The following is a 24,266-nucleotide window of genomic DNA, read 5'->3' as shown; positions in this document are numbered from 1 at the left end:
AGTCTAACTTTTCCGAAGCGAGTGGCCCGGGTCACATCGCTGGCTAGAGTGAACGTGCTCAGGTCATCTGCGAAAAGGAGCGCACCGTCATGCGCCGTCAGCTCGCCCTCGTCACGGCCACCGCGATCGCCGCCGCCACCGCGTCACTACCGATGACCGCAGCTGATGCGGCCCCGCACCGGTCACCGGCAAGCGGGAGCTTGACGCGCTCGGCCACCTCGACCGCGCCGCAGTGGTATCTCGCGCTCGGTGACTCACTGGCGGCCGGCTACCAGCCGGGCAAGGGCGACAACAAGACCGGCGGGTATGTCGGGGGCGCCCTGCAGATGCTGAAGCTGCAGAACCCGAACATCACGCTGACGAACTACGCGTGCTCGGGGGAGGACACCAACACCTTCACCAACGGTGCGATCTGCGGTGGCGGGGACCCTGCGCAGAGCCAGCAGACCAAGGCACTGGCCTTCCTCAAGGCGCATGCCAAGACCAAGGGTGTCGTCACGATCGACTTGGGAGCCAACGACATTCAGCGTTGTGTCGAGGGCTCCGACATCGACTTCGGTTGCCTGACCAAGGGGTTGTCCGACGTGGCGACCAACCTGCCGACGATCCTGCAGAAGCTGCACGCGGCGGCGCCGAACGCGAAGATCGTCGTGCTCAACTACTACAACCCGTTCCTGGCGGCCTACCTGACCGGGCCGGACGGGCAGAAGCTGGCAAAGCTGTCCGAGACGCTCGCGCACACCTTCAACGGCTCGATCGCGACGGCGGCCAAGACCATCGACGCGCCGGTCGCCGACATCGCCAAGGCGTTCCTCAGCGACGCGGACACCCCGATGGTCAAGACGTCGTTCGGCGAGATCCCCACCAACGTCGCCCGCATCTGCACCTGGACGTGGATGTGCAGCCTGCAGAACATCCACGCCAACGACGCCGGCTACACGCTGATGTGGTGGGCGCTCGCGCCATACCTGAAAGCCTGAGTGACCTTGCGTCGGTAGTCTTAGCCGGTGCGCATCGCGAGATACACCACTGGTGAGGATCCGACATTCGGGCTGGTCGACGGAGCCGGCGAGAAGATCGCCGAGATCTCCGGCGACCCGCTCTACACCAAGATCGAGCTGACCGGAGTCACGACCACGGTCGACGAGGTGCGGCTGCTAGCTCCCGTCATCCCGCGCTCCAAGGTGATCGGCATCGGCCGCAACTACGCCGAGCATGCTGCCGAGCTCGGCCACGACGTGCCGGCGGAGCCGTTGATGTTCCTCATCCCCAACACCGCTGTCGCCGGTCCGGGCGACCCGGTTGTCATGCCGCCGCAGTCCGAGCGCGTCGACTACGAGGGCGAGCTCGCCGTCGTCATCGGCCGCATGTGCAAGGACATCGAGCCGGAGGAAGCCCGGTCGGTGATCTTCGGCTACACCTGCGCCAACGACGTCACCGCCCGCGACCTGCAGAAGTCCGACGGCCAGTGGTCGCGTGCCAAGGGCTTCGACACCTTCTGCCCGCTCGGGCCGTGGATCGAGACCGACCTCGACCCGACGCAGCAGCACGTCGTCACCCGCCTCGACGGCGACGCCGTGCAGGACGGCACCAGCGCCGACATGATCTTCGACGTCGCGACGCTGGTGTCCTACGCGTCCAAGGCGTTCACCCTCCTTCCCGGCGACGTCATCCTGACCGGCACCCCCGAAGGCGTGGGTCCCGTGCAGCCCGGGCAGCGAGTGACCGTGGAGATCGGCGACATCGGCGTCCTCGACAACCCGTTCGTGCGGCATACCGACGACGAGGACTGACCGAGGTTTGCCCGAGCACTGACCGAGGCGTCCGCTGCATGTCTCATGGCTGTCTCACCTGTGACTGAGGTGTGACCGAGGTGTGACGTGATCGACGCGCGAACAGGTCGAAGTGGCACGGGCGAGACCTTAGGCTGGAGATCGTGTCCGCAGCGCCGCCCCGTAGCCCCCGAGAGCCCCAAAAGCCTCGGACACCGCTGCCCGAAGACACCCCCGCGGAGCGCCGCGATGCACCGATCGGCATCTTCGACAGCGGGTATGGCGGACTGACCGTCGCCCGCGCGGTGCTCGACCAGCTGCCGCACGAGTCGATCGCCTACCTCGGCGACACCGCCCATGCGCCATACGGCCCGCGACGGATCGGTGAGGTGCGGGCCCTCGCGCTGGAGTGCCTGGACCGGCTCGTCGACCACGGTGTCAAGGCGCTGGTGATCGCCTGCAACACCGCGTCGGCCGCCGTGTTGCACGACGCTCGGGAGCGGTATGACGTCCCCGTCGTCGAGGTGATTCGCCCGGCTGTGCGGCGAGCGGTGCGCGCCACCAGCAACGGCCGGGTCGGCGTCATCTCCACCCGCGGCACCTGCCAGTCCCGTGCCTACCCGGACGCGTTCGCGGCGGCCCCCGACCTGCACGTCGTCAACGTCCCGTGCCCGCGGTTCGTGGAGTTCGTCGAAGCCGGCGTCACCGGCGGCCCAGAGCTGCTGGCGTGCGCGCGGACCTACCTGGAACCGCTGAAGGCGGACGACGTCGACACCCTGGTGCTCGGGTGCACGCACTACCCGCTGCTGACCGGCGTCATCGCCTACGTCATGGGCGACGGCGTCACGCTCGTGTCGTCGGCGGAGGAGACGGCCAAGGATCTCTACCGCGTCCTCGCTGACACCGACATGCTCCGCGCGGACAGCACAGCGCCCGGGCACTCGTTCACCACGACCGGCGACCCCGACGAATTCCGAAGGTTGGCAAGGCGATTCCTCGGTCTCGGTCCCGAATTCGACCACGTCTTCACCGGCAACTTCCGACACGGAAGTCATTCACGAGAACGGCAGGAGGCTTGAGGTCCGTCGCGTCGCGGGGAGTCCGCACCCCGCTACCCGGACGCACCCCGAGCCGCATTGCGACAGACAAGGAAATTTCATGAAGCTGACGGTCGTGGGCTGTTCCGGCTCGTTCGCCGGACCCGACTCGCCTGCCTCCTGCTACCTGGTGCAGGCCGAGCACGAGGGCCGCACCTGGAACATCGCGCTCGACATGGGCAACGGTGCGCTCGGCACGCTGCAGCGGTTCATCGACCCGCTGGAGCTCGACGCGGTCGTGCTCTCGCACCTGCACCCGGACCACTGCGCCGACCTGTCCGGCCTGCACGTCGTGCTGCGCTATCACCCGGTGCACCCGCAGTCGGTGACAGTGCCGGTGTGGGGTCCGCGCGGCACCGGCCTGCGGGTCGCACGTGCCGCCGGAGTCACCGACGAGGAAGCCAACGACCCGTCGGTGCTGGAGCCGGAGTTCGACTTCCGCGACCTCGGCGACGGTGCATCGTTCACCGTCGGTCCGTTCACCGTGACGGCATACCGCGTCAATCACCCGGTGGAGGCGTTCGGCCTGCGGGTCGAGGCCGGCGGCAAGGTGCTGGCCTACACCGGTGACACCGACAGCACCCCGGCCCTGACGCCGTTGCTCACCGGCGCCGACATCGCGCTCGCGGACTCGGCGTTCTGTGACGAGCGGGACGACGCGGAGGGGATCCACCTGTCCGGCCGGCGGGCTGCCGAGGCCGCTGTCGCTGCCGGTGGCGTGCGCCGGTTGATGCTCACGCACATCCCGGCGTGGAACGACCCCGAGGTGTGCTGCAAGCAGGCCGCGTCGGTCTGGCCGGGCGAGGTCGAGCTGGCCGAGCCGTTTGCGACATACGACCTCTGAGGCGGCCGGCGAGCGTCCCGAAGTGCCGACGGTCGGTTGGTCGGGACGGGTTGTGGGGGTGAGTCGGTCCCGAAGTGCCGACGGTCGTCAGTGCGGGACGTATGCCGCGATGACCGCGGCCTCGTCTCGCAACTGCTGTGCCCACTCCGGCGCGGAGGCGGCACATTCTGCGGCTGCGGTCTCCCACTCGTCGACCTCGGCCTGCAGGACTCGGTGCAGGTCGGCTGCCGACAGCTCCTGACGGGCAGCTTCGGTGCTGCCCACGCCGACGGACGCGTCCTCGATGGCACCGGCACGGGCCATGGTCGGCGTTGCTTCGGCGTTGTCGATCGCACCGAGCGCCGACCGCAGCGCACGCACCCGCGACTCCTCGCGCTCCCGCATCGCCGGCAGCAGGTCGGCGCGGATGCGGTCTCGGATCGTCGCGGCGTCGCTCATCGGACCATCTTGACAACAACGGCGACGATGGTGATAACGATTATTGCGGCCACGATCGCGAACGCGATCTTGACCTTGCTCCACGGGCGTCGGCCCTGCACCTCACCGGTCACACCGTTGATGAAGACCTGGAAGGGCTTGCCCTCGTAGGTCACGGTGAGCAACCACACCGGCAACAGCAACTGCGCGAAGGTGAGCATCTTGTATGAGGTCTGCACGTTTTCCACCCGCTGCTCGTCGCCGCCGATGTCCCGGCGCACCGTGCTCTCGATGACCGCATCCATCTGACCGCGTGCGCCGTGCTTGAAGCGTTGGTTGGCGTCCTCGTCGTAGGTGCGGCTGAGGTGACCGGCGACATACTGCGGTGAATACGGCTGCGCGGCCGGGATCGGCCAGGGCTCGAGCTCCATGATCTTCTTGTGGTCCAAGCCGGTGTTCGCCGGCTGGAGCACGTCACGGAAGCTGTTGGACACCTTGCCCGAGACGCGGTGCCATCGCGTGCGGATCTCCGTGTGCCGATCCTTGCCGCTGCCGACCGTGACGGTGTAGTGCTGCCCGCGCTTCCCGGTGTAGTGGCTGACGGTCTGGGCGTCATACGCGAAGTAGCTCAGGTAGATGCTGGTGAATGAACCCACCTGGCGGTAGGTCTTGAACTCGGTGGGTGCGAACCAGCGGCTGTTGATCCACTTCTTGACGTTGGCGTGTGCGGTCTGCTGGTCGATCTGGAAGGGCAGCACACCGTCGATCGGCAACCGCTCGGGTGCCTTCTGCAGGTCGTTGCGTTGGATCGGCGTGGCGCAGTAGGGGCACCTGGTCGCGGTCAAGGTGCCTTCGAATGACGTTCTGCCACCACAGTTCTGGCAGACGACCTCACGCGTGAGCGACTGGCGCTGTCCGTGGTTGCTCTCGTCGATCCGGTGCGCGAGCTCGCGCATCGCCTGCCGGAGATCACGCTTGCCGACGGTGCCGGTCGGTGCGGTCAGCGCCTCGGCGTGCCCGCAGGCGCGGCACAGCAACCGGTGGTGCCCGGGCTCGTAGAACAGGTTCGCCCCGCACTGCGGGCACGGGTAGGTGCGGGTGCGCTCGGTCCGCTGGATCTGTCCCGGGTCCTGGAGCGCGCCCGGATCGGGGAGCCGGGCAGGTTGGGGCAGCGGCGGAGGTGTCGGGAGCGGCGGCGGCTGGTCGGGGTCCCTCGGCTGGTCGGTCATCGGTATGGCGTCAGGCCTGCGGAGCGTCCGGACCGTCTGCCGGCGGAGCGGGTGGCGCCGGCGGGGTCGCGTTCGGCAGCGGCGGCGGGGTCGGGGCGAAGAGAGCGGCCAACTCCGGCACACCGGAGGCGGGCGCCCATTGCGGCATACCCGCGGCCCAGACCAGCGACTGCGGTGTCACCTGCCCGGACGCACGCAACTGGTCGACGGTGAACGGTCCCTGCTGCTGTCCGTTCACGGCGACGTAGAAGGTCTTCCCACCGGGCAACGGCGGGGGAGTGCCGGCAGGCTGGCCAGCCAACGAACCCGTCGTCTGGCCGGCCATCTGCGCGCCCATGGCGGCGCCCATCCCGGCCGCCATCATCTGGCCCATCGCGCCGCCGCCCTCGTTGCCGGCGGCGGTCGTCATCGCCTCTGCTGCCATTGCCTGCTGGTAGCGCTGCATGTCACCGAGGTTGTTCGTCCAACCGGCGGCTTCGACACCCTTGGCGACGCCGCGCGTCATGGCATTGGTGATCTCGTCCGGCAGCGAGATGTTCATCGTGATCGAGTCGATGCCCAGGCCGTATTCGTCGTCGACGCGTTCGGCGACGAAGTCGCGCAGCTTCGCGGAGAGTTCGACCTGCCTACCCTGCAGGTCGATGACGCCGAGCTTGGTCTCCATCACCATGTCGGAGAACGCCAGGGTGATCACCCGGCGCAGCAGCTCGCCGATCTCGTCGATGTCGACACGGCTGTCGGTGCCGATGACCTCGCGCAGGAAGATCGCCGGGTCGACGACCCGCACGACGCACAGGCCGTTGGCGCGCAGTTGCACCATCTTGAAGTCGGGGTCGCGCACGGTCACGGGATTGGCTGTGCCCCACCGGAAGTCGGTGACCGGGCGGGTGTTGATGAAGTAGACCTCGCTGCGGAAGGGGCTGTTGAAGCCGTGCTGCCAACCCTGCAGGGTCGCCATGATCGGCAGGTTCTCGGTGGTCAGCTCGTACATCCCCGGGCCGAAGCGGTCGGCCAGCTTGCCGGTGTGCACGAAGACCGCTTCCTGCCCCTCCCGGACGATCAGTTTCGCGCCGTTCTTGATCTCGTTGTTGTAGCGGGGGAAGCGCCACGCCAGCGCCGAGTGTGAGTCGTCGACCCACTCGATGATGTCGACGAGTTCGCCCCTGAGCTTGTCCATGAGTCCCATGACGGACAGCTTAGGTATGGCGCGCGCCCCGCGCAGCCGGGTCCGCTGCACCACACCGTGTCCACACCGCCCGGAGGGCGACCCCTGATCGAGCGGCATACCTGCGCATCGACCGTCATATGGATCCCGCCCGATTCGGTGCGCCGCTCAATCACGAGGTATGCCGCTCGATCGAAACGACGCCCGCCTCTTACGCTGGCACGCATGACTGATGACGTGACCCGACATGACGGGCGTGCCCAGGACCAGCTGCGCGAGGTGCGCATCACCCGCAACTGGCTGGACCACGCCGAGGGCAGTGTGCTGGTGGAGTTCGGCAAGACTCGGGTGCTGGTCGCGGCATCGTTCACCGCCGGCGTGCCGCGCTGGCTGGCCGGGCAGGGCACCGGCTGGGTGACGGCTGAATACGAAATGCTGCCGCGCTCGACCAACACCCGCTCCAGCCGCGAGTCGCGCAAGGGCAAGGTCGGCGGGCGCACCCACGAGATCTCCCGGCTGATCGGCCGCTCGCTGCGCGCCATCATCGACACCAAGGCGCTGGGCGAGAACACCATCGTGCTCGACTGCGACGTCCTGCAGGCCGACGGCGGCACCCGCACCGCCTCGATCACCGGCGCGTATGTCGCCCTGGTCGACGCGATCGCGGACGCCCGTGAGAAGGGCCTCATCGCCGCGAAGGCCAAGCCGCTGACCGGCTCGATCGCCGCTGTCAGCGTCGGCATCGTCAAGGGACAGCCCGTGCTGGACCTGGACTACCCCGAGGACTCCACGGCCGAGACGGACATGAACGTCGTGATGACCGGTGCAGGCGGGTTCGTCGAGGTGCAGGGCACCGCCGAGGGCGCACCCTTCGACCGCAAGGAGCTCGACGCGCTGCTTGCCTTGGCGGAGAAGGGGATCGGCGACCTGACCGCCCTGCAGCAGGAGGCGCTCGACGCTCCTGCCCGGGAGCGCGACCAGTGACCACCCTGGTGCTTGCCACCCGCAACGAGGGCAAGTTGCGGGAGATGCGCCAGCTGATCGCGGAAGTGCCCGAGCTGGCCGACGTCGAGGTCGTGTCCGTCGGGTCGTTCCCCGAGTTGGAGGACGTCGTCGAGACCGGCGTGACCTTCCTGGAGAACTCCTCGCTCAAGGCACACGCGGTCGCCAAGGCGACGGGCCTGCCTGCCATTGCTGATGATTCGGGCCTCGCGGTGGATGTGCTGGGCGGTTGTCCCGGTGTCTTCTCGGCGCGCTGGTCCGGGACACACGGTGCCGACCAAGCCAACATCGACCTCTTGCTCGCGCAGACCGGTGACGTGCCGGCCGATCGGCTGACCGCGCACTTCGTGTGCTGCGTGGTGCTGGCGTTGCCGGACGGCACCGAGCGGTCACGCGTGGGTCAACTGCACGGAGTCATCTCCCGGACCCAGCGCGGCGACAACGGTTTCGGCTACGACCCGATCTTCGAGTTGCCGGATGGTCGGTCGCTCGCCGAGGTGTCGCCGGAGGAGAAGAACTCCATCTCGCACCGTGGCAAGGCACTGCGTGCACTGCGGGCGGACATTACGGAGTTGTTAGGACGATAGGTCCTCCCAGTCTCGGATGGGACGATCGGAGCGTGCTCAACCAAGACCTCCCAGCAGCGTCCGCGTCGTCATCCGAGGCGCCATCGAAGTCGCCCTCCAAGACTTTGTGGGCGCGTCGATCGCTCGCGGCCGCAGGCGGATTCGTCGCGGGGGTCGTCACGGTCGGCATTGCGGAGTTCCTCGCCGGCATCCTGCTGCGACAGGGGTGGAGCGACGGCACCCCGTCGCCCGTGCTGGCCGTCGGCGGCGCGTTCATCGACCGCACACCCGCCTGGCTGAAGACCTGGGCAATCGACACCTTTGGCACCAACGACAAGAACGTGCTGCTGGGCGGGATCGCCGCGGTGCTCGTCCTGCTCAGCCTGCTGATCGGCACGCTGCTGCGCCGCGCATTCACGGCGTCGCTGGTCGTCTTCGTCGTGCTCATCGGCGTCGCCGCGGCTGCCGTCACGTCCCGGCCGCACGCCGGCGCTGCGGACCTGCTGCCACTGCTCATCGGAGCGGCTGCCGGGCTGGTCACCCTGCAACTGTGGCGGGAGCATGTTGTGCTGCGCGCGTCGCGGGAGCGAGCGGCAGCCGAGGACGAGGACAACGCGCGGCACGCAGCGCCTTCGCCGGTGCAGAGCGGTCGGCGGCCGGTGCTGCTGGGCGCCGGAGCGTCGGTCGTGGCCGTACTGCTCGGGTCGGTCGGTCGTGCCTGGGGGAATGGCGCCCGGGCCGTGCAGTCTGCGCGCGAGTCGTTCGTCGTGCCCCGGGTCGGTAAGAAGGTCAAGCCGCCCGCAGGTGCGTCCGTGGGGGTGCCGGGCGTGACGCCATACATCGTGCCGAACGGCGACTTCTATCGGATCGACACGGCGCTCGTGGTCCCGCAGGTCGACCCCACGACGTGGAAGCTGCGGGTGACCGGCATGGTCGAGCACGAGATCGAGATCGACTGGCAGACCTTGCTTTCCAAGCCGATGCAGGAGTCGATGGTCACGCTGATGTGCGTCTCGAACGAGGTCGGCGGACATCTGAACGGCAACGCCGTCTGGACCGGCTGGCCGGTGCGGGAGCTGCTCAAGGAGGCGGGGGTGAAGCCCGAAGCCGACATGGTGCTGTCGCGCAGCGTCGACGGATTCACCGCCGGCACCCCGTTGGAGGCGATGACCGACGACCGCAACTCACTGATCGCGGTGGCGATGAACGGCGAGGCGCTGCCGGCCGAGCACGGCTTCCCGGTGCGGCTCGTGGTGCCTGGGCTCTACGGCTACGTGTCGGCGACGAAGTGGCTGACCGAGCTGAAGCTGACGACGTTCCAACAGGACCAGGGTTATTGGACCCCGCGTGGCTGGTCCGCACGCGGTCCGGTGAAGACATCCTCGCGGATCGAAGTCCCGAGGAATGGCGCGAAGGTCGACGCGGGCACCGTCGCTGTCGCCGGCGTCGCCTGGCGTCAGCACACCGGCATCGCGAAGGTGCAGGTCAAGGTCGACGACGGTGACTGGCACGACGCGAAGCTCGGCGCCGCTGCGAACTCGGACGTATGGCGCCAGTGGGTCTACCCGTGGAAGGCGACCTCCGGGCACCACACGCTGACCGTGCGGGCCATCGACGCGCACGGCGACGTGCAGATCGCGGCATTCGCGCCGCCTGCGCCGAACGGTTCGTCCGGATATCACTCGATCTCGGTGACCGTCCGCTGAGCGGAGGTCATTGAGCCCTCACGGGGCGGCTCGTGCGGTCGTGAAAAACCAGGCGACGTGTGGTTCGGCAATGGTTAGCGTTCTGGGGATGACACTGGAATTCACCGCAGTGACGTTCGACGTGAGCGATGTGCAGCCGGCCGCCCGATTCTGGGGCCGCTTGCTCGAACGCCGACCGAGGGCGGATCGCGGTGGCATCCTCCTCGTGGGTGACGAGACCCAGGTCGGCCTGCGGTTCGGCCCGCCGACGACGAATGAGGCCGGGCAGGACTACCTGCATCTGCACGTGACCAGCGAAGGTGTCGGGAGCCAGGACCGGGTCGTCGAGCGAGCCGTCGAGCTCGGTGCGGTGCACGCCGACGTCGGCCAGCTGCCCGAGGAGGATCACGTTGTCGTGGCCGACCCGGCCGGGAACGCGTTCTGCGTCATACCGCCCGGCAACAACTTCCTCGCCGGCTGCGGCTTGCTCGGTGAGGTCACCTGTGACGGCAGTCGTGAAGTCGGGATCTTCTGGCGCGACGCGCTCGGCTGGGACCTGGTGTGGGACGAGGACGGGGAGACCGCGGTCCAGGCGCCGCAAGGCGGCACGAAGCTCTCCTGGGGCGGTCCGCCGATCGAGCCGAAGACCGGGCGCTGCAGCCAGCGGTTCCTGCTGTCGGCCGCCGACCCTTCCGCCGAGGCGCAGCGGTTGACCGCGTTGGGCGCGACCGTCCTCCACGGGATGGACGACGAGACGGATGACGAGATCGAACTCGCCGACCCGGACGGACACGAGTTCTCGATCCGCCGACGCTGACCTCTCGGCGGCACGTGGCGGGAGCGGTCATCCCGACCAGGACGCGAGATCGAAACGCGCAGTGGGCAATTCGAGGTCACGCAGCGTTGCGCCGAGCGTGTCGACCGACCCCGTGCCGACGCGATCGCGCCATACCTGGACGCACTGCTCGAACGCTGCCTCCGACAGTGCCAGGAGGCCGGTGCCGCGGGCGGTCCGACGCACGATGACGCGTCGCGCGTCGGCCGTGTCACCGGATCGTTCGACGTAGCCCTCCCGCTCGAGCGACGCGATCGTCTTTGCGGCGGCCTGCTTCGTGACGCCGAGCCGCGTCGCGAGCTCGGCGTTCGTCGCGCCTTCGCCGATCGCCTGCAATGCGAACCCGTGCGCCGGTCGCGCTCCGGCATGCCCCTGCTCCGCGAGCCTGCGGTGTGTCTCGTCGACTAGCTCGCGGAAACCGGCGAGCAGCAGCAGCGCCAACTGCCAGCCGGGCACTTGATCGTCAACCGGGTTGTCTATAACGTCAACCATGTTGTCTATCTTAGGAGATGTCATGCAGATCGTGCGAGCAGCGCAGCGCCGGACGGCCACCACGCCGAACGCGACGATGACCACCCTTGCCTCGCCGACCCTCGGTGCCGCCGGGACCAGCCTGTGGCTGGTCGAGATGCCGGCCGGCATACAGGGCCCGGAGCATGCGTTCGCGGGGGAAGTCGTCTGGGCGATCACCGAGGGCTCGGCGAGCGTCCGAGTCGGTGAGTCCGAGCACTCGCTGGAAGCCGGGGACACCGTCGTGATCCCTGCGGGGGTGATGCGCCAATTCACCGCCGGTGCAACGGGTTTCACCGGGGTCGTGACGGTCGGAGAGGGTGAGGTGACGCGCGGGGACGGTGCGTCGGCCGGCGTGCCGCCGTGGGTGGCGTGAGTGCTCAGCCGCGCAGCACGTCGGTGAAGTGGTCGACCGTCGGCACGGGGTCGTAGAAGTGATGCAGGGCGGCCCGCCAGAGCTGATAGTCGTCCGACTCACGGAAGCCGACCGTGTGGTCGGTCAGCTGCTCCCACTGCACCTGGAGGAGATATTCGTTCGGTCTCTCGACACACCGAGTGAGTCGTAGGTCGCGAAAACCCTTCTGCCGGCTGATGATCGGTATGGCGCCGGCGAACGCCTCCTCGAATTCGCGCTCCTGCCCGGGGCGCACGGGCAACACCACGGACTCGAGGGCTGGCGTCGCCGCACGATCATCGTCGACCCGGGCGGTCATCAGCAGGGCGTCCTCCGGCGCGCCGTCGACTTGCCGGGCGGCGCGTCGTCGGCCGGTCACCCGGAAGCCTGCCTTCTCGTAAGCCCTCCGTGCACGGTCGTTGCCGATGAACACCTCGAGCTCGACCTGTTCGATGCCCACCGTGAACGCGTGCTCGATGATCAGTCGCGTCGCCTCCGAGCCCAGCCCTCGGCTGCGCCCGCCCGGGCCGATCAGCGTCCGGAAGTTGCACGAGCTCGCATCCGGGTCGAAGTCGTTGAGCACGACCTCGCCGACACACTCGCCGGACGCTCGGTCGACGATCGCCAGGTCGAGTCGATCGGTCTGCGCGTGCCGGCTGAGATACCAATCGCGCAGCCGGTCGTCGACCTCCGCAGGTGCATCAGCGGCCGGGAGAGTGCGGGTGTCGAGGTCGTACTCTGTCCACCGGCTGACCTCCGGGTCCCGAATCGCGGACGCCATCCGGGCAAGGTCGGCCTCGACGAACGGTCGGAGCACCACGCGCTCGCCGGTCAGGGTGGGCTTGTCGCGCAGGGCGTGGGGAGCGGTCATGGGATCGGACTGTACGTGTCCGCCGGTTTCCGTTCGACCGCTTTCCGTTCCGTGGCACGCTGACGACATGACTTCGCTCTCGCTGCCCGACGGACGCGCCCTCGACCTCCGCATCAACGGCCCCGAGGACGGGCCGGTGCTCGTCTTCCATCACGGGACGCCGGGCTCGGTGCTGCCGCGGAGCAAGATGGTGGAGCAGGCCACCGAGCGGGGCATCCGCTTGGTGACGTATTCCCGTGCGGGGTATGGCGATTCGGCTCGTCGCGAAGGTCGCACGGTGGCCGACATTGCCGACGACGTGACCGCGATCCTGGACCATCTCGGCGTCGAGAAGGCGATGACCGCCGGCTGGTCCGGCGGTGGTCCCCACGCGCTGGCCACGGGCGCGCTGCTGCCCGACCGCATCACCGGGGTGCTGTGCATCGCGGGGGTGGCGCCATACGACGTCGACGACCTGGACTTCCTCGGCGGCATGGGTGAGGGCAACGTCGAGGAGTTCGGCGCTGCGCTCAAGGGCGAGGACACGTTGCGCCCGCTGCTGGACGGCATGCGCGAAGAATTGAAGGAGGCCACGCCCGAGGCAATCCTCGGTGAGCTCAGCACGCTGCTGCCGGACGTCGACCGAGCGCAGATCACCGACGAGGCGGGTGAGGAGATGGCCGCCAACTTCCGCGAGGCGCTGAAGAACGGCGTCGACGGCTGGCTCGACGACGACTTGGCGTTCACCCGGCCATGGGGCTTCGACCTGGCGTCGATCAGCGTGCCGACATTCGTCTGGCAGGGGAGTGCGGACCTGATGGTGCCCTTCGCCCACGGCGAGTGGCTCGCCGCGCACGTGCCGGGCGTGACTCCGCACCTGCTGGACGGCGAAGGTCACCTGTCGGTCGGCGTCGGCGCGATGCCGCAGATGCTGGAGGAACTGCACGCGACTTACTGAGCCGGCTGGTGCGCGAGGCGGGACTCGAACCCGCACACCCGAAGGCACCAGAACCTAAATCTGGCGCGTCTACCTGTTCCGCCACTCGCGCGCGCCGAAGAGTCTACGTCCTGATCTCGGTGCGGTGATCGTCCCGTGCAAGTGCTCGATCACACAGCGCGGAAGATCCCGACGAAGAACATGTCCTCGCCCGGCTCCGGGCGCAGGTCGTAGGTCGCGAAGCGCGACTCAAGCTGCCAACCGCTCGCCTCGGCGTCGGCGATGAACTCCTCCGCGGGGTAGCTGCGCCGCCCGGAGCCGCCGTCCTGATGGAAGCCCGCGAGCAGCCGACCCTCGGGCGTCACGACCGTGCGCAGCGCGCTGAGAGCAGGACGCTCGGCCTCCTCGGCGAGGAAAGTCAGGACATTGCCGACGCACACGATCAGGTCGTATGACGTCGGGAACTCCTGTGCGGCAAGCGAATCCGGACTGACGTCCTCCAAACGGACCTGCGCGACCGGCAGGGCCGGGTAGGTCCTGCCCGCCTGTGCGAGCAGGTCTGCGTCGAGGTCCACGCCATACGCATCGTGCCCGGCCTCCTCGAGCGCGGCGGCGATGCGCCCCATGCCGCAGCCCGCGTCGAGAACGCGACTGTTGCGGGGGAGAAGTGCGTCCGCCAGCCGGGCCTCACCGGTGATGTCGACGCCGTCCTTGAGCAGCTGCGCGAACCGCGCGCCGTAGCCGTGGTGGCCCTGCTCCCAACGCGAGAGGTTGCTCATGCGACGTCCAGCTTCAGCGCCTTGGACAGCGACGCGACGTGCCCGGTGGCCTTGACGTTGTAGCGAGCCAGCTCCACCGTGCCGTCCGGGCTCACCACGATGGTGGAGCGGATCACGCCGACGACGGTCTTGCCGTAGAGCTTCTTCTCGCCATACGCACCGTAGGTCTCCAGGACCTCCTTGTCGGGGTCGGCGAGCAGGGGATAGGTCAGCGACTCCTTCTCGACGAACTTCGCCAGCTTCTCCGGCTTGTCCGGCGAGATGCCGATGACCTCGTAGCCCGCGTCCCGCAAGGTCGTCAGCGAGTCACGGAAGTCGCACGCTTCCTTGGTGCAGCCCGGGGTCATCGCAGCGGGGTAGAAGAAGATCACCAGGTGCTTGCCGGCGAAGTCGGACAGCGAGACCTGCTTGCCGGTGTCCGAGGTGAGCGTGAAGTCCGGTGCCTGGTCGCCGATCTCGAGTCGAGCCATCCGAATAAACCTCCTGGTCGGTCTGCGGCGACCGGACCGGCCGCTGCGAATGTCGTTCGTCATCCGTTATCGTCTCAGGCGAGCCACACGCGGCATGAGCCGTGTCGGCGAGACACGTCACACACTGCGTGTTCCGCCGCCGCGTCTCGGGCCTCGCGACTGCAGTGAACGAAATCCGAGCCGAGGAGAGACCATGGCTGACAAGGCCCCCGCGAAACCTGCCACGCGTTCCGCCAAGGACATCGAGGCGGATCTGGCAGCGACGCGTGAGCGCCTGGCCGGGACCATCGACGAGCTGGCGTTCCGGGCGCAGCCCAAGGAGCTGGCCAAGCGCCAGGTCGAGGACGTCAAGCTGAAGGTCGGCGGCTTCACACACACCCCGGACGGTGAGCTCAACAACCAGAAGCTGGCGATCGCGCTCGGCGGTGTCGCCGCTGTGCTGCTGACGCTTGGGCTTCTGCGTCGCGCACGTGCCTGAGACCGCCCCGGGCAACCTGCCCATCAAGATGCTGCACGACCGCGTGCTGGTGTCCGCCGACAGCGAGAGCGGTGAACGCAAGTCCGGCGGCGGCATCGTCATACCGGCGACGGCTTCGGTCGGCAAGCGCCTCGCCTGGGCCGAAGTCGTGGCGATCGGTGCGCACGTGCGCCAGGTGAAGGTCGGCGACCGGGTGCTCTTCGACCCCGACGACCGGGCCGAGGTCGAGCTGCAGACCCGCAACTACATCCTGCTGCGCGAGCGTGACCTGCACGCCGTCGCCGCGCAGCGCGTCGAGACGGGTAGCACCGGGCTGTATCTCTGAGCGTTGCTTGGTCTCGATACGGGCTCGCCTAGCGGCTCGCCCTACTCGACCAGCTTGCGTGAGCTACTCGACCACCGTGTGGGGGTCTCGATACGGGCTCGCCTAGCGGCTCGCCCTACTCGACCAGCTTGCGTGAGCTACTCGACCACCTTGTGGGGGTCTCGATACGGGCTCGACCAGCTTGTTGGGCTACTCGACCAGCTTTAGTTGAGCACCTCGGCGCGGGCTTCCTCGAAGGCCTTGACGCAGGCACGCACGTCGTCCTCGCTGTGTGCGGCGGACAACTGCACGCGGATGCGCGCCTTGCCCTGCGGCACGACGGGGTAGGAGAACGCGATGACGTAGACCCCGCGGGCCAGCATTGCGTCGGCGATCTGCGCCGCCTGCCGGGCGCCGTCCTCGCCGGGGAACATGATCGGGGTGATCGGGTGGCTGCCCGGCAGCACCTCGAAGCCGGCCTCGCTCATCATCGTCCGGAAGAGCACCGTGTTGGCGTTGAGCTTCTCGCGCTGCTCGCGTGAGTTGCCCGCGATCTCAAGGGCTTTCATTGATCCGGCGACAACCGAGGGAGCGACGGCGTTGGAGAAGAGGTAGGGCCGGGAGCGCTGCCGCAGCAGGTCGACGATCTCCTGGTGCGCGGCGACGTAGCCGCCGGACGCGCCGCCCAGTGCCTTGCCCAGCGTGCCGGTGACGATATCGACCCGGTCGACGACGCCGCAGTGCTCCGGTGTGCCGCCGCCGTGCTCGCCGATGAAGCCGACCGCATGCGAGTCATCGACCATCACCAGGGCGCCGAACTCCTCTGCCAGATCACAGATCTCGGCCAGCGGGGCGAAGTAGCCGTCCATCGAGAAGACGCCGTCCGTCACGATCACCGTATGCCGCGCGTCGGCCGCCTTCGCTGCCTCCAGCTGGGCGCGCAGGTCGGTCATGTCGGCGTTCTTGTAGCGGAACCGCTTCGCTTTCGACAGGCGTATGCCGTCGATCAGCGACGCGTGGTTCAGCTCGTCGGAGATGATCGCGTCGTCCGCGCCGAAGAGCACCTCGAAGATGCCGCCGTTGGCGTCGAAGCACGAGGAGTAGAGGATCGCGTCCTGTGTCCCGACGAAGTCCGCGATCGCGTGCTCGAGGTCGCGGTGCTGCGTCTGCGTGCCGCAGATGAAGCGCACGCTCGCCATACCGAATCCCCACTGGTCCAACGCGTCTCGCGCGGCGGAGACGACGTCGGGATGGTCGGCCAGCCCGAGGTAGTTGTTGGCGCAGAAGTTCAGCGCCTCGGCGCCACCGGTCTGCACCCTCGCCGCCTGCGGGCCGGACAGCTCGCGCTCGTGTTTGGTCAGGCCGGCATCGTCGATCTCCTGCAGTGTGGCGACGAGCGCTTCCTTGTTGGCATACATGACGGTCAGCTCCAATCCATGACGACTTTGCCGCACTCACCCGAGCGTGCCGCATTGAACGCGTCCTGCCACTGCTCGGCGGGGAAGCGGTGCGTGATGACCGAGTGCACCGCGTTCGCGAGAGCGGGTGACGACTGCAGCATGGCGCTCATGGCATACCAGGTGTCGTACATCTCCCGGCCGTAGATGCCCTTGATCGTCAGCATGTGGGTGATGACCCGGCCCCAGTCGATCGCGTACGCGTCGCCGGGCAGGCCGAGCATTGCGATGCGCCCGCCGTGGTTCATGTTGTCAATGAGTTCGCTGACCGCAGAAGGGTTTCCGGACATCTCGAGAGCGATGTCGAATCCTTCGCGCATGCCCAGGTCGTGCTGAGCGTCGGCGATGCGTTCCTTCGCGACGTTGACGACGCGGTCGGCACCGGCGGCTTTGGCCAGTTCCAGTCGGTAGTCGCTGACGTCGGTGACCACGACGTAGCGGGCACCGACGTGCTTGGCGATGGCCGCACCCATGACACCGATGGGTCCGGCGCCGGTCACCAGCACGTCCTCGCCGGCGATCGGGAAGGACAACGCGGTGTGGGTGGCGTTGCCGAAAGGGTCGAAGACGGCACCCACATCGGGGTCCATGTCTTCCGGCTGCACCCAGACGTTCGAGGCGGGTATGACGACGTAGTCGGCGAAGGCACCGTTGCGGTTGACGCCGACCGAGCTGGTCCGGATGCACAGGTGCCGTCGGCCGGCGCGGCAGTTGCGGCACTCACCGCACACGACGTGCCCCTCGCCGGAGACGCGTTGACCGACCTCGACACTGGTCACGCCCGGGCCGATGTCGACGACCTCACCGAAGAATTCGTGACCGATGATCAGCGGCGGGCGGACGGTGGCCGCGGCCCAGTCGTCCCAACCCTCCAGGTGCAGGTCGGTGCCGCAGAGCCCCGCCCGCCATACCTTGATCTTGACCTCGCCCGGCCCTGCGGTCGGCTCCGGAGCGTCGATCAGCTCCAGGCCCGGCTGGGCACCTGTCTTCGCCAGTGCACGCACGTCGGACAGTCTGCTACGCGAACGTGTCCAGCATGTGGGCGGGGTCGCAGGCAACTGAAAAGCTCCGAACCGCAGTGCGATCCGGAGCTTCGGAAGTTGACTGTAAACAAAAACAGGAGGTTCGATTCGCGTCTGTGTTGCCAGGAGCTTGCTCCTTGCAACACAGACGCAGATCCAACCTCAGAGTGCGCCATCAGGGACTCGAACCCCGAACCCGCTGATTAAGAGTCAGCTGCTCTGCCAATTGAGCTAATGGCGCGCTGTGCAGGAGGCGTGAGCGCCTCGGTGCGTGGAAAAACATAGCAGGCTGGCGCGGCAGAAATGAAATCGAGGTTCGCGCCCTACGCTGCGGTGCCGTGTCCCGGGGCGTTCCCCGGCGGGCACTGCGCTAGGTTGCGAAGTCGAGCCTGCATGTGACCCCGACCCGAAGGGCCCCCTCCGATGTCGATGCTGCTGTTGGATGAGGAAGAAGTCGAACGTCCGAGAGACACCCCGGACACCTACGCCAAGAACGACTGGAAGGTCGCGCTGAAGCGCGCGGTCGGCAAGTTCGGCGCGGATGGGTGCACGGACCTGGCCGCGGCGCTGACCTACCGGTCGATGCAGTCGCTCTTCCCCGGGCTCATCGCGGTGCTGTCGCTGCTGAACATCTTCGGCAACGGCAAGGAGACCGCCGGGGACGTCGTCGACAAGCTGGCGGCGATCGTCGGGAAGGACCCGGGCGACAAGTCGCTGGACACCATCAAGACGTTCATCGAGAACATCACGACCCAAGGTGGCGGCGCTATCGCGTTCGTCGTCGGCATCCTGCTCGCCCTGAACTCCGCGTCCGGGTATGTCGCGGCGTTCAGCAAGGCCACGAACAGGATGTACGACATCCGCGAGGGCCGCTCCACGATCAGCCTCAAGTTGTCGCTGATCGCGGTGACCGCCGTCGAGGTCGTGCTGATGCTGGTGGTGATCTTCGCGATCGTCACGACCGGCTCCGTCGCCAAGGAGCTCGGCGACTCGGTCGGTCTCGGTCAGACCGCGGTGACCGTGTGGGACTGGGCGAAGTGGCCGTTCGTCATCTTCATCGTCGTGCTGATCATCGGGATGCTCTATTGGGCGGCCCCCAACGTGCAGAAGACGAAGAAGGACATCTTCACCTGGGGCGCGCTGATCGGCTTCGTCGTGTGGCTGCTCGCGTCGATCGCCCTCGGGGTCTACATCACCCTCAGCCACGGAGCGAGCTACCAGAAGACCTACGGTCTGTTCGCGAACGCGATCATCTTCCTGCTGTGGCTGTGGATCACCAACCTTGCCGTGCTCTTCGGCGCGGAGGTCGATGCAGAGCTGCTGCGCACCCGGCAGCTGAAGTCCGGGTTGCCGGCCGAGGAGATGATCCTGCTGCCGCCCAAGAGCGACGCGAAGTTCGCCAAGCTGGACCTCAAGGCGGCCCAGGAGTATGACGCCGCGCACGAGTTGCGCCTGAGCGCGATGAGGGAGGCGGCCGGTGATCCCCACGTCTACGGGCGGGCCGGCCTGGCTGCCGGCCAGGCGGCGCAGATCGTCGGCGAGTCGAGCATGTCGCAGCGATCGGGTAAGACTGGTCTGGTGGGTCCTCGCGACGCGACCGCGCCGCGAGCCGAGACGATGAGTGACGACGAGGTGGGCATGGTGGCCGTGGGTCCCGAGGAGATGGCTGCGATCGAGGAGGCCCGACTGCGGCGACGCGACTCCTTCCTGGTGCAGTCGCAGAAGGCCCGGTTGGTGAGGGACCGCCTGGACCGCCAGCGCGCCAAGGCCGAGAAGAAGGCCAAGGAGCGCCGGGCGAAGGCCGAGAAGGAACTCAAGATCAAGGAGTCCTACGTCACCCGCGAGCAGCGATGGGAGTCGGTGGCGAAGGTGCGCGCGGAGTTCGATCCGCCGCAGACCCCGGACCGGGAGCACGTGCGCGCCGAGCGGGACGCGCGGCGAGCGGCATACGATGTGGAGCAGGCGGAGAAGCAGGCCGAGCGCGCGCAGCAGCCGCCCAAACCGAAGAAGCCCGAGAAGTCGAAGGAGCCGGCGCACGAGGAGCCGGAGCCGCCGTCGGTGCTGCGTTCGGAGATCGAGCAGGAGCAGCAGAGCCGACGCGACGAGTGGTTCGCCGCGCACCCGAAGCGCACCGCCCGCTGATACTCGTCGGTCACTACCCCTTTTTGCCTCGCGCTTCGTGGGGTAGACAGGACGTAGCGATGCTGACGGGCATCGTCGCGAGCTCTGCTCGCCAGCACACGGCCCGCACGGGCCGATGAGATTCGCAGGAGGACGCATGACTGATTCCACGCAGGATCCTTACGGCCAGGAAGGCCCCGCTGACGGTGGTGCCGCGGGTACGCCGGGTGTGCAGGACGGTGGAGCCGATGGCGGTGCGGGCCAGGAGGGCCCGGCTGACGGTGGTGCCGCGGGTACGCCGGGTGGGCAGGACGGTGGCGCCGACGGTGGTGCGGGCCAGGAGGGCCCGGCGGACGGTGGTGCCGCGGGTACGCCGGGTGTGCAGGACGGTGGAGCCGACGGTGGTGCGGGCCAGGAGGGCCCGGCCGACGGTGGTGCCGCGGGTACGCCGGGTGTGCAGGACGGTGGAGCCGACGGTGGGGCGGGCCAGGCGGGCCCGGCCGACGGTGGTGCCGCGGGTCCGCCGGGTGTGCAGGACGGGGGAGCCGATGGCGGTGCGGGCCAGGAGGGCCCGGCTGACGGGGGTGCCGCGGGTCCGCCGGGTGTGCAGGACGGTGGAGCCGACGGTGGGGCGGGCCAGGCGGGCCCGGCCGACGGTGGTGCCGCGGGTACGCCGGGTGGGCAGGACGGTGGCGCCGACGGTGGTGCGGGCCAGGAGGGCCCGGCCGCCGGTGGTGCCGCGGGTACGCCGGGTGTGCAGGACGGTGGAGCCGATGGCGGTGCGGGCCAGGAGGGCCCGGCTGACGGTGGTGCCGCGGGTACGCCGGGTGTGCAGGACGGTGGAGCCGATGGCGGTGCAGGCCAGGAGGGCCCGGCTGACGGGGGTGCCGCGGGTACGCCGGGTGTGCAGGCCGGTGGAGCCGATGGCGGTGCGGGACCGGAGGGCCCGGCTGACGGTGGTGCCGCGGGTTCGCCGGGTGTGCAGGACGGTGGAGCCGAGGGCGGTGCGGGCCAGGAGGGCCCGGCCGCCGGTGGTGCCGCGGGTACGCCGGGTGTGCAGGACGGTGGAGCCGACGGCGGAGCGGGCTACAACAATTGAGTGCATTTCACGCTGAGCCGGGTGGCCCCGACACCGTTCGCGGTGCCGGGGCCGCCTCGGCGCGGCTGCTCGACCGACCGTGGGACGAGTTCGGCGAACGCTTCTGGGCCAAGCGCGCGCTGCTGACCCGCGGTGCCGGCGACTACTCGGACCTCTTCTCGTCCGCAGCCGTCGACGAGTTGCTCTCCCGTCGCGGCCTGCGCACGCCCTTTCTGCGTATGGCGAAGAACGGCGCCACACTCCCGAGCGGCAGTTTCACGGCGCCCGCGGGGGTCGGCGCCGAGATCGGCGACCAGCTGAACGACACCACCGTCTGGCGGCAGTTCGCCGACGGGGCCACGATCGTGCTGCAGGCGTTGCATCGCACCTGGGACCCGATCGGCACCTTCACGTCGGCGCTGGCCGCCGAGCTCGGCCACCCGGTCCAGGCCAACGCCTACATCACGCCGCGCGCCAACCGCGGTTTCGACGACCACTACGACGTCCATGACGTCTTCGTGTTGCAGATCGAGGGCAGCAAGCGCTGGATCATTCACGAGCCGGTGCACCCGGCGCCGTTGCGGTCCCAGCCGTGGACCGACCGTCGTGCCGAGGTCGCCGCAGAGGCGCGCCGCGAGCCGGTGATCGACACGGTGCTGCAGCCGGGCGACTGCCTCTACCTACCGCGCGGCTGGCTGCACGCCGCGCAGGCGCAGGACGAGCTGTCGATCCACCTCACGCTGGGCGTGCACGTGTGGACCCGATACGCCGTCGCCGAACAACTCATGCAGGACGCGCTGGACCGGTTGCGGCAGGACCCGCAGGCCCGGCAGTCCCTCCCACTCGGAGTGGACGGACCCGACGACGTCGTCGAGGAGGTCCGCGAGCAGCTGCTCAAGGCACTCGACCTGGCCGACCCGACGCCCACCTTCCGGCGCCTGCGCAACAGCCAGAGCCGTCCCGCCCCACTCGGGCCGCTGGCGCAACAGGCCGCGCTCGACGGACTGGACGAACGATCAGCACTCGGGCTGCGTGACGGGTTGCAGGCTCGCCTCGACGGCCGTCGGCTGCACTCGCGTGTCGGCTGGCTCGACTTCGCGGCGGACGAGCTTCCCGTCATACAACGGTTCATCGACGAGAAGCACTGTGCCGCAGGAGATCTCGGTGTCGAGATGGCCCGGAGGTTGCTGCGGGCGGGGGTCGCAGTTCCCGCCGAGTCGTGAGCCGCCCGGCAGCGTTCCGGTGCGCCACGGAGGCCAGGAGCCGGGACGATCAACTGGCGGGCACAGCCTCCCGCGCGCACGGCTGGGTGGTCATCGAGCACCCGGGGCCGTGGCCCTTCGCCGGGTTCGCGGAGCTCTACCTCGCCGACGACCTCAAGCATGCCGTTCGGCAGGCCGCGCTCACCGCCGGGATGCGGATCCTGTTGATTCGCAGGCATGGTCGCCAGCCACGGCGGGCGTCGCGATCCTGGGGTGTGCTGCGGTATGACGCCCGGGGCGACCACCGGCAGGAGTGGGGCACCTGGTCGCAGGAGTCGGACCTGGCGGAGATCATCGCCGCCATCGACCGCCCCGGCGAGACCGGGCACCCGCCCCTCTACTTGGCGTGCACGCACGGCATACACGACGCATGCTGCGCCATCCGCGGCCGTCCGATTGCCGGTGCGCTGAGTCAGCATTGGCCCGAAAACACCTGGGAATGCAGCCATGTCGGCGGCGACCGCTACGCCGGGAACCTGCTGGTCGTCCCGGACGGCATCTATTTCGGCGACGTCGCCGCGCCGACCGCGGTGACGGTGGTCCAGCAGTTGCGGGAGGGACTGGTGGCGGCCGATCATCTGCGCGGCTACGCCGATCTGCAGCCGGCGCAGCAGTATGCCGTCGCCGAGGTGTTGCGCCGCTTCGGCCCGGCCGGACGGCACGCGATCCGGGTGGTGGCGACCAAGCGGAGCGGTGACGCGTGGTCGGTCTCCCTGGCGTGCGATGCGCCGCTGCCCTCGCGGGTGCACGTGCAACTGAAGGTGGTTGCGTTGCCGGCGGCGCGGTTGACCTGCTTGGCACCGGCCGAGACACGTGCGATCGAGCACCAGACGCTGGAGTTCGTCGCCGAGACCTGATCATCGCGAATTCTCTTGCTGGCGTTGCAGTTTCGCGATCTCCTTGCGCAACGCACGGATCTCGAGCAGCAGGGTGTCGTCCTCGCCGCGCTTGACTTGCTCGGTGATCCAGGACGCCAGCGTCGCGGTCACCGTGCCGAGCAGCGCGATCCCGGAGACCATCAGTGCGGCACCGATGAAGCGCCCCTCGGTGGTGACCGGATAGTGGTCGCCATACCCGACGGTCGTCATCGTGGCGATCGTCCACCACGCCGCGTCGCCGAAGGTGTGGATGTTGCTGCCCGGTGCGTTGCGTTCGACATCCAGGCAGGTGAGTGCGGCGGTGCAGCCGACCAGGAACGTCGCAGCCACGATGTATGCCGCCACCCGCCCGCGCAGCGACGCCACCGTCATCCGGTTGAGCACGCGCAGCATCGGCACGATCCGCAACAGTCGCAACGGGTGCAGCATCGCGAGGAGCAGCGCCACGAAGTCGACGACGTGCCGGACCAGCCACCTGGGCTTGTTGCTCGACTTGCGGAACTCGACCACGTAGTCGGCGACGAACATGCCCCAGGTGATCCAGTCGATGCCGTTGCACAGGGCCCGCGCCGAAGGCGACAGGCCGGTGTCCAGGATCGGCATCGCGTAGGCGGTCAGGAACGCCGCAGCCGCCACGAGGAGTGCGAGCTCCCATCGAGACATCGATCGCATCCGCTCATCGTGTGGGGGAGCGCTGGGTGTTTGCCCGGGGCTGTCCGACAGCACGCTGGGAGAGGTCTGGGGTGAGCGCGGGGCGTGCATAACCCTCAACGGTCGCGGGTCGCGTGCGGGATGTGGGGTGCGGCGCGTGAATAGGCCTCAACGGTCGCGGGTTGTGCGCGCCGCGCCATACCGCCGGCCGAGGACAAGAGAAACCCCCGGTCAACCGTGACCGGGGGCTCTCATCGAGTGGGGTGAGTGACGGGACTTGAACCCGCGACATTCGCGACCACAACGCGACGCTCTACCAGCTGAGCTACACCCACCATGACTGTCTCCATCGGATCTCTACCGGAGGCAGCGCGGACCATCGTACCTGCTCCGAAGGGGTGCTCCTAACCGGGTTGTTCGACGGCCAACTCGCGCGTCAACGCGCCGGTCAACCCGGGGATCA

26 protein-coding genes and 3 tRNA genes are annotated in these 24,266 nt (G+C 68.5%); 15 read left to right on the top strand and 14 right to left on the bottom strand.

The genetic code is table 11. The features are described from left to right. The first annotated feature begins 89 nt into the window (after positions 1-89). The 4 genes from ACSZL9_RS05285 (at position 90) to ACSZL9_RS05270 (ending at position 3,713) form a co-directional block, all read left to right on the top strand. Entirely contained in the window at positions 90-980 is an 891-nt protein-coding gene (locus ACSZL9_RS05285) for an SGNH/GDSL hydrolase family protein (RefSeq protein ID WP_446664418.1), read from the top strand. Between the two features lie 27 nt (positions 981-1,007). Beyond that, the gene (locus tag ACSZL9_RS05280) at positions 1,008-1,793 is read left to right on the top strand and encodes a fumarylacetoacetate hydrolase family protein (protein WP_446664417.1); all 786 of its coding nucleotides are present in this window, start codon (positions 1,008-1,010) and stop codon (positions 1,791-1,793) included. Between the two features lie 197 nt (positions 1,794-1,990). After that, positions 1,991-2,851 (top strand): glutamate racemase, encoded by an 861-nt coding sequence (murI, locus tag ACSZL9_RS05275; protein WP_446665108.1) that lies wholly within the window; start codon positions 1,991-1,993, stop codon positions 2,849-2,851. Between the two features lie 79 nt (positions 2,852-2,930). Next, positions 2,931-3,713 carry an MBL fold metallo-hydrolase gene (locus ACSZL9_RS05270; protein ID WP_446664416.1) on the top strand — a complete coding sequence of 261 codons (783 nt, stop codon included), beginning with the start codon at positions 2,931-2,933 and terminating at the stop codon, positions 3,711-3,713. 87 nt (positions 3,714-3,800) lie between these two features. Here the strand turns inward: ACSZL9_RS05270 and ACSZL9_RS05265 are convergent, their stop codons facing one another. Genes ACSZL9_RS05265 through ACSZL9_RS05255 form a run of 3 tightly spaced genes read right to left on the bottom strand, consistent with a single transcriptional unit; the run spans position 3,801 to position 6,545 of the window. Continuing rightward, the gene (locus ACSZL9_RS05265) at positions 3,801-4,151 is read right to left on the bottom strand and encodes a hypothetical protein (protein WP_446664415.1); all 351 of its coding nucleotides are present in this window, start codon (positions 4,149-4,151) and stop codon (positions 3,801-3,803) included. Further along, entirely contained in the window at positions 4,148-5,359 is a 1,212-nt protein-coding gene (locus ACSZL9_RS05260; protein ID WP_446664414.1) for a hypothetical protein, read from the bottom strand. Before ACSZL9_RS05260 ends, ACSZL9_RS05265 begins: the two co-directional genes overlap by 4 nt. Before the next feature lie 10 nt (positions 5,360-5,369). Beyond that, the gene (locus ACSZL9_RS05255) at positions 5,370-6,545 is read right to left on the bottom strand and encodes an SPFH domain-containing protein (RefSeq protein ID WP_446664413.1); all 1,176 of its coding nucleotides are present in this window, start codon (positions 6,543-6,545) and stop codon (positions 5,370-5,372) included. Between the two features lie 204 nt (positions 6,546-6,749). Here ACSZL9_RS05255 and rph point away from each other — a divergent pair, with 204 nt between their 5' ends. The 4 genes from rph to ACSZL9_RS05235 all read left to right on the top strand — a co-directional run bounded on the left by rph (position 6,750) and on the right by ACSZL9_RS05235 (position 10,594). Beyond that, positions 6,750-7,508, top strand: coding sequence for a ribonuclease PH (gene rph / locus ACSZL9_RS05250; protein ID WP_446664412.1), 759 nt, complete (start codon positions 6,750-6,752; stop codon positions 7,506-7,508). After that, on the top strand, positions 7,505-8,113 hold the full coding sequence (gene rdgB, locus ACSZL9_RS05245) for an RdgB/HAM1 family non-canonical purine NTP pyrophosphatase (RefSeq protein WP_446664411.1): 609 nt from the start codon (positions 7,505-7,507) through the stop codon (positions 8,111-8,113). Before rph ends, rdgB begins: the two co-directional genes overlap by 4 nt. A gap of 32 nt (positions 8,114-8,145) precedes the next feature. Then, positions 8,146-9,798 (top strand): molybdopterin-dependent oxidoreductase, encoded by a 1,653-nt coding sequence (locus ACSZL9_RS05240; protein WP_446664410.1) that lies wholly within the window; start codon positions 8,146-8,148, stop codon positions 9,796-9,798. A gap of 88 nt (positions 9,799-9,886) precedes the next feature. Further along, on the top strand, positions 9,887-10,594 hold the full coding sequence (locus ACSZL9_RS05235; protein ID WP_446664409.1) for a VOC family protein: 708 nt from the start codon (positions 9,887-9,889) through the stop codon (positions 10,592-10,594). 27 nt (positions 10,595-10,621) lie between these two features. On the opposite strand, the gene ACSZL9_RS05230 is transcribed toward ACSZL9_RS05235, so the two are convergent. Next, the gene (locus ACSZL9_RS05230) at positions 10,622-11,104 is read right to left on the bottom strand and encodes a MarR family winged helix-turn-helix transcriptional regulator (protein ID WP_446664408.1); all 483 of its coding nucleotides are present in this window, start codon (positions 11,102-11,104) and stop codon (positions 10,622-10,624) included. 22 nt (positions 11,105-11,126) lie between these two features. Between ACSZL9_RS05230 and ACSZL9_RS05225 the strand changes: the two genes are divergently transcribed. Then, positions 11,127-11,498, top strand: coding sequence for a cupin domain-containing protein (locus ACSZL9_RS05225; protein ID WP_446664407.1), 372 nt, complete (start codon positions 11,127-11,129; stop codon positions 11,496-11,498). 4 nt (positions 11,499-11,502) lie between these two features. Here the strand turns inward: ACSZL9_RS05225 and ACSZL9_RS05220 are convergent, their stop codons facing one another. Further along, positions 11,503-12,387 (bottom strand): GNAT family N-acetyltransferase, encoded by an 885-nt coding sequence (locus tag ACSZL9_RS05220; RefSeq protein ID WP_446664406.1) that lies wholly within the window; start codon positions 12,385-12,387, stop codon positions 11,503-11,505. A 67-nt stretch (positions 12,388-12,454) separates the two neighbouring features. Between ACSZL9_RS05220 and ACSZL9_RS05215 the strand changes: the two genes are divergently transcribed. Further along, positions 12,455-13,324, top strand: coding sequence for an alpha/beta fold hydrolase (locus ACSZL9_RS05215; protein WP_446664405.1), 870 nt, complete (start codon positions 12,455-12,457; stop codon positions 13,322-13,324). A gap of 6 nt (positions 13,325-13,330) precedes the next feature. Here the strand turns inward: ACSZL9_RS05215 and ACSZL9_RS05210 are convergent. The 3 genes from ACSZL9_RS05210 to bcp all read right to left on the bottom strand — a co-directional run bounded on the left by ACSZL9_RS05210 (position 13,331) and on the right by bcp (position 14,552). Next, positions 13,331-13,415, bottom strand: a tRNA-Leu gene (locus ACSZL9_RS05210). A gap of 58 nt (positions 13,416-13,473) precedes the next feature. Beyond that, on the bottom strand, positions 13,474-14,082 hold the full coding sequence (locus ACSZL9_RS05205) for a class I SAM-dependent DNA methyltransferase (protein WP_446664404.1): 609 nt from the start codon (positions 14,080-14,082) through the stop codon (positions 13,474-13,476). Then, a complete protein-coding gene (gene bcp / locus ACSZL9_RS05200; protein WP_446664403.1) occupies positions 14,079-14,552 on the bottom strand; it encodes a thioredoxin-dependent thiol peroxidase in 474 nt (157 codons plus the stop codon). The genes ACSZL9_RS05205 and bcp overlap by 4 nt, the downstream gene beginning before the upstream one ends. Before the next feature lie 193 nt (positions 14,553-14,745). Here bcp and ACSZL9_RS05195 point away from each other — a divergent pair, with 193 nt between their 5' ends. Next, positions 14,746-15,030, top strand: coding sequence for a DUF3618 domain-containing protein (locus ACSZL9_RS05195; protein WP_446664402.1), 285 nt, complete (start codon positions 14,746-14,748; stop codon positions 15,028-15,030). A 28-nt stretch (positions 15,031-15,058) separates the two neighbouring features. Continuing rightward, positions 15,059-15,355, top strand: coding sequence for a GroES family chaperonin (locus ACSZL9_RS05190; RefSeq protein ID WP_446665107.1), 297 nt, complete (start codon positions 15,059-15,061; stop codon positions 15,353-15,355). 203 nt (positions 15,356-15,558) lie between these two features. Here the strand turns inward: ACSZL9_RS05190 and ACSZL9_RS05185 are convergent, their stop codons facing one another. From ACSZL9_RS05185 to ACSZL9_RS05175, 3 genes are all read right to left on the bottom strand, one after another. Then, complete coding sequence (locus ACSZL9_RS05185) at positions 15,559-16,752, bottom strand: glycine C-acetyltransferase (protein ID WP_446665106.1); 1,194 nt, start codon at positions 16,750-16,752, stop codon at positions 15,559-15,561. A gap of 5 nt (positions 16,753-16,757) precedes the next feature. Continuing rightward, the gene (gene tdh, locus ACSZL9_RS05180) at positions 16,758-17,795 is read right to left on the bottom strand and encodes an L-threonine 3-dehydrogenase (protein WP_446664401.1); all 1,038 of its coding nucleotides are present in this window, start codon (positions 17,793-17,795) and stop codon (positions 16,758-16,760) included. Positions 17,796-17,981: 186 nt separating this feature from the next. Beyond that, positions 17,982-18,054: transfer RNA gene (locus tag ACSZL9_RS05175), tRNA-Lys, on the bottom strand. Positions 18,055-18,236: 182 nt separating this feature from the next. Between ACSZL9_RS05175 and ACSZL9_RS05170 the strand changes: the two genes are divergently transcribed. Next, entirely contained in the window at positions 18,237-19,955 is a 1,719-nt protein-coding gene (locus ACSZL9_RS05170; protein ID WP_446664400.1) for a YhjD/YihY/BrkB family envelope integrity protein, read from the top strand. A 13-nt stretch (positions 19,956-19,968) separates the two neighbouring features. Here the strand turns inward: ACSZL9_RS05170 and ACSZL9_RS05165 are convergent, their stop codons facing one another. After that, positions 19,969-21,039, bottom strand: coding sequence for a hypothetical protein (locus ACSZL9_RS05165; protein ID WP_446664399.1), 1,071 nt, complete (start codon positions 21,037-21,039; stop codon positions 19,969-19,971). On the opposite strand from ACSZL9_RS05165, the gene ACSZL9_RS05160 reads away from it, so the two are divergent. Both ACSZL9_RS05160 and ACSZL9_RS05155 read left to right on the top strand, forming a co-directional pair. After that, positions 21,030-22,235, top strand: a complete 1,206-nt coding sequence (locus tag ACSZL9_RS05160) for a cupin domain-containing protein (RefSeq protein ID WP_446664398.1) — start codon at positions 21,030-21,032, stop codon at positions 22,233-22,235. The genes ACSZL9_RS05165 and ACSZL9_RS05160 overlap by 10 nt on opposite strands. Next, positions 22,232-23,131 carry a sucrase ferredoxin gene (locus tag ACSZL9_RS05155; RefSeq protein ID WP_446664397.1) on the top strand — a complete coding sequence of 300 codons (900 nt, stop codon included), beginning with the start codon at positions 22,232-22,234 and terminating at the stop codon, positions 23,129-23,131. The genes ACSZL9_RS05160 and ACSZL9_RS05155 overlap by 4 nt, the downstream gene beginning before the upstream one ends. On the opposite strand, the gene ACSZL9_RS05150 is transcribed toward ACSZL9_RS05155, so the two are convergent. Continuing rightward, the gene (locus tag ACSZL9_RS05150; protein WP_446664396.1) at positions 23,132-23,824 is read right to left on the bottom strand and encodes an ion channel; all 693 of its coding nucleotides are present in this window, start codon (positions 23,822-23,824) and stop codon (positions 23,132-23,134) included. Between the two features lie 238 nt (positions 23,825-24,062). Beyond that, a tRNA-His gene (locus ACSZL9_RS05145) sits at positions 24,063-24,138 on the bottom strand. Between the last annotated feature and the right edge of the window lie 128 nt (positions 24,139-24,266).

Source organism: Flexivirga sp. B27 (genome assembly GCF_052905685.1).
Note: the sequence above shows the minus strand (reverse complement) of the source record. Positions and strands in the feature narration are given on the sequence as shown.